At 65.7% G+C, this 4268-nt stretch carries 5 protein-coding genes; 4 read left to right on the forward strand and 1 reads right to left on the reverse strand.

The genetic code is table 11. The features are described 5' to 3' along the window. From HMPREF2886_RS19095 to HMPREF2886_RS19110, 4 genes are all read left to right on the forward strand, one after another. Nucleotides 1-361, forward strand: a 361-nt coding sequence (locus HMPREF2886_RS19095) for an isochorismatase family protein (RefSeq protein WP_139148409.1), incomplete at its 5' end; no start/stop codon positions are given. Between the two features lie 54 nt (nt 362-415). Beyond that, entirely contained in the window at nt 416-1042 is a 627-nt protein-coding gene (gene ycaC, locus HMPREF2886_RS19100; protein ID WP_003162910.1) for an isochorismate family cysteine hydrolase YcaC, read from the forward strand. A gap of 73 nt (nt 1043-1115) precedes the next feature. Next, nucleotides 1116-2537, forward strand: coding sequence for an OprD family porin (locus HMPREF2886_RS19105; RefSeq protein ID WP_033973657.1), 1422 nt, complete (start codon nt 1116-1118; stop codon nt 2535-2537). A gap of 23 nt (nt 2538-2560) precedes the next feature. Then, the gene (locus HMPREF2886_RS19110; RefSeq protein ID WP_042170847.1) at nt 2561-3481 is read left to right on the forward strand and encodes a SphA family protein; all 921 of its coding nucleotides are present in this window, start codon (nt 2561-2563) and stop codon (nt 3479-3481) included. A 72-nt stretch (nt 3482-3553) separates the two neighbouring features. Here HMPREF2886_RS19110 and HMPREF2886_RS34620 read toward each other — a convergent pair whose 3' ends face one another. Further along, nucleotides 3554-3721: a hypothetical protein gene (locus tag HMPREF2886_RS34620; protein WP_162839821.1), complete on the reverse strand. Its 168-nt coding sequence runs from the start codon at nt 3719-3721 to the stop codon at nt 3554-3556. Nucleotides 3722-4268 lie beyond the last annotated feature (547 nt).

The following is a 4268-nucleotide window of genomic DNA, read 5'->3' on the forward strand; positions in this document are numbered from 1 at the left end:
GGCCACCGGCAAGAAGCAACTGATCATCGCCGGCACCATCACCAGCGTGTGCATGGCCTTCCCCAGCATCGCCGCGGTACACGACGGCTACCAGGTGTTCGCGGTGATCGACGCCTCCGGCACCTACTCCAAGATGGCCCAGGAAATCACCCTGGCACGGGTGGTCCAGGCCGGCGTGGTGCCGATAGACACCGCCGCGGTCTGCTCGGAAATCCAGCGCACCTGGCACCGCGACGACGCCGTGCAGTTCGCCGAAGCCTACAGCGCGGTATTCCCGCACTACCAACTGCTGATCGAGAGCTACGCCAAGGCCCAGGCCGTGGTCAACAACCACGAGCAACTGGATTCGCAGCGCAAGTGATCATCGCGTACGGGGCAACCCGCGCCCCCTTCCCCCGATAGCAAGGAGAAAGCCATGTCCTTCCAATACAAGCGTCTCGACAAGAACGATGCCGCCGTCCTCCTGGTCGACCACCAGACCGGCCTGCTCTCGCTGGTCCGCGACCAGGACCCGGACAAGTTCAAGAACAACGTGCTGGCCCTGGCAGACCTGGCCAAGTACTTCAAGCTGCCGACCATCCTCACCACCAGTTTCGAGAACGGGCCGAACGGGCCGCTGGTACCGGAGTTGAAGGAACTGTTCCCGCAGGCGCCCTACATCGCTCGTCCGGGTAACATCAACGCCTGGGACAACGAAGACTTCGTCAAGGCGGTCAAGGCCACCGGCAAGAAGCAACTGATCATCGCCGGCGTGGTCACCGAGGTCTGTGTCGCCTTCCCCGCGCTCTCGGCGCTGGAGGAAGGTTTCGAGGTGTTCGTCGTTACCGATGCCTCCGGTACCTTCAACGAAGTCACCCGCGACGCCGCCTGGACACGCATGGTCGCCGGTGGCGCGCAATTGATGAACTGGTTTGGCGTAGCCTGCGAACTGCACCGCGACTGGCGCAACGATATCGAAGGGCTGGGGGCGCTGTTCTCCAACCACATTCCCGACTATCGCAACCTGATGACCAGCTTCAGCCTGCTCACCGCAGCCAAGTAATCCCGCCCTGCCCCGGCCATCCAGGCGCCCGCGCCGGATGGCCGCTTCCAATCCCCCGACAGCGGAGGTCCGCATGCGACGCGCCATTCCCCGGCCGTGGCCCACCGTCCTGGCGCTCGGCCTGCTGGTCGGCGGCGAGGCCTGCCTGGCCGACGACTCCCTGGGCCATCGCGACAACATCAGCAGCGGCCTGAACCAGCGGCAGAAAGCCGAAATGAAGGTGCCGCCGGGCTTCATCGAAGGCTCGACGCTGAACGGCTTCATCCGCAACTACTACTTCGCCCGCGACAACCACGACACGCCCGCCCGCCGCGACCAGCGCGAATGGGCCCAGGGCCTGATGCTGTCGTTCCGCTCCGGCTATACCGACACGCCGATAGGCATCGGCCTGGATGCGCACGCCTTCTACGGCCTGCGCCTGGACGGCGGCGGTGGCAGTGGCGGTTCCGGCGTGCTGCCGCTGGACGCTCGCGGACGCCCCCAGGATCAATTTTCCGCCGCCGGGGCGGCCCTCAAGCTGCGTGGCCTGGACAGCCTGGTCCAGATCGGCGACCAGTTGCTGGAGAACCCGGTGATCGCCAGCGGGGTCAGCCGCATGATCCCGCAGAGCTATCGCGGGGTGACCCTGAGGAACTATCACTTCTCGTCGCTCGACTTCGACGCCGGCTTCGTCGAAGCCACCCGGTTGCGCAACCAGAGCGGCCACAGTCACCTCACCACCGGCTACGGCAACAGCACCAAGGGCGGCATCGCCGCCGACCGCGAAAGCCCGCACATCGCCTGGCTCGGCGCCAACTACAAAGGCCCCGGCGGAACCCTCGCGACCCTCTACAGCGGGCGCCTGGCGGATATCTGGAACCAGCACTACCTCGGCCTCAGCCAGCCGTTCCAGCTATCCAGCCAACTGACCCTGACGCCCTGGCTGCATTACTACAAGACCCGCGACCAGGGCCGCAGCCAACTGGGCCGCATCGACAACGACCTCTACAACGCCGGGCTGACCCTGGCCGGCGGCGACCAGTCGCTGAGCCTCAGCCTGCAAAAGGTCGATGGTGACACCCCGTTCGACTTCATCGCGCAGAACGACCGGACCTTCCTCTACGAAAGCAACGCCATGCAGTACGCCGACTTCAACGGCCCCGGCGAGCGCTCGTGGAAGATCCAGTACCAGGCCAGCCTGGCCTTCCTCGCCGCCCCGGACTGGCAGTTCGGCGCCGCCTACGGCCGTGGCGAGGCCGACCTGACCCGGGTCGACCCGGACAGCGCGGGCTACGGCTACCTCTACAACCCCGATGGCAAGAACGCCCAGCACTGGGAACGCGACCTGTCGCTGCGCTACGCCTTCCCCGCCGGTCCGGCCAAGGGCCTCAGCGTGACCCTGCGCTGGGCCACCCACCGCCCCGGCAAAGGCTACACCGCCCCCGGCAACACCCGCGGCAACTCCAGCTCCGACGAATACCGGGTGGTGGTCGACTACCCGATCCGCTTGCTCTGAGCCGAAGAAAAAGAGAACACTCCATGCGTGCATCCCTGTTACAAACCGTCGGCGCCCTTTCCTCGCTGCTCTGCCTGGAAGCCCGCGCCGACGCCGTCGCCCTGCCGCCGCTGGCGCTCGGCAACACCAGCTTCCTCGACGGTATCGCCCGACCGGGCCTGCTTTTCGAGCTGCCGCTGCAACACTACCGCTCGGACGGCGCCAGCGATGCCGGCGGCCATTCGGTGCCGGGCCGGCAACGCGTGCGCAGCACCACCGTCCTGCCGCACCTGGCCTACCTCAGCGAAAACACCCTGCTCGGCGCCCACTATGGCGCGGAAGTCCTGCTGCCGCTGGTACGCCTGGACCTGGACGTCGACGGCGGCCCGGACGGCCGGCGCACCCGCCAGGGCGACCTGATCGTCAGCCCGCTGATGCTGCAATGGGGCCCCACCGCCCTGTTCGGCCGCCCCTACTGGCAACGCCTGAACTTCGTGTTCTCGCTGCCCACCGGCGACTACGACAAGGACGCCGCGATCAACACCGGCAGCAACACCTGGATCTTCAACCCGCACTACGCCTTCACCTGGGAACTGGGCGAGCGCCTGGAACTCAGCGGCCGCCTGCACTACGCCTGGATCAGCCGCAACGACGATCCCTCGCCGCGCCTGGGCGCCGACGACATCCAGTCCGGCCAGGCGCTGCATGCCAACTTCTCGGTGTCCTACGCGCTCGACGAACACTGGCGGGTGGGCCTGGCCGGCTACCAGTTGAAGCAGATCAGCGCCGACCGCATCGACGGCCACCGGCAGGCCGACTCGCGCGAGCAGGTCTTCGGCATAGGCCCGGGGGTGATGTACAGCCAGGGCAGGCAAACGCTGTTTGCCAACCTCTACGCCGAAAGCGGCGCGCGCAACCGCAGCGAAGGCAACCAGCTGACCCTGCGCTACCTGCTGGCGTTCTGAGGCGAAAACAGCGGGATCGGGCAGGAGCGCCCTCGAAGCCACGGGACCGCCAGCGGCCCCGTGGCCCGGCCGTCACTTCTCTTCGAAGTGATGATTGTTCAGCGACGGCGGAAAGGTCTCGCCCTTGTCCACCTGGCGGTCATGCTTCGCGCCGGCGTAGCTGTCGTCCTTGTCATCATGCTGACCATAGGTCCCGGTCTTCGGACAGGTCTCGCCGGACCAGTGCTTAGTCTTCGACATCCTTTGACTCTCCTTTGGATTGGCGCAACGAAAGTGTTGCCCAATGGGTATGGACAGCGGATCGCGGGCGGACAAGGAACGCGATGATGTCTCGGAAAATTCTCACATCGAGACCTGGGCCGGGCTTTAGTAGGGCGAATACCGCCTGTGGCGGTATCCGCCCTACAGGCTCTGGAAACGCCGGACATCTCCTCCAGACACTCCGCAGTCCGTAGGGCGCATAACCGCTCGCGGTTATGCGCCGCTTATCCGCGACATCGGCGGATAACGCCCATGGCGCTATCCGCCCTACAGGCCCTGGAAACGCCGGACAGCTCACCCGGACATTTCCGCAGGCTCTCTCAGAAGCCCGGGAATTGGATAAAAACCCAGTAGGAGGATGATGGAGGGGCCGGCAAATCCATCCCGTAGGGATAGGACCGAACGGCACTGCCCTGTGATTTCGAGGGCGAAAAAGACGCGGGCCTCGAGTGCGACCAACACCCGAAGCCCGCTAACCACAAACCAGCTTATAAGGAGCTGACCCATGGCTAAGCCGAATGATACG

Source organism: Pseudomonas sp. HMSC066A08 (assembly GCF_001813025.1).
GTDB lineage: Bacteria > Pseudomonadota > Gammaproteobacteria > Pseudomonadales > Pseudomonadaceae > Pseudomonas > Pseudomonas aeruginosa.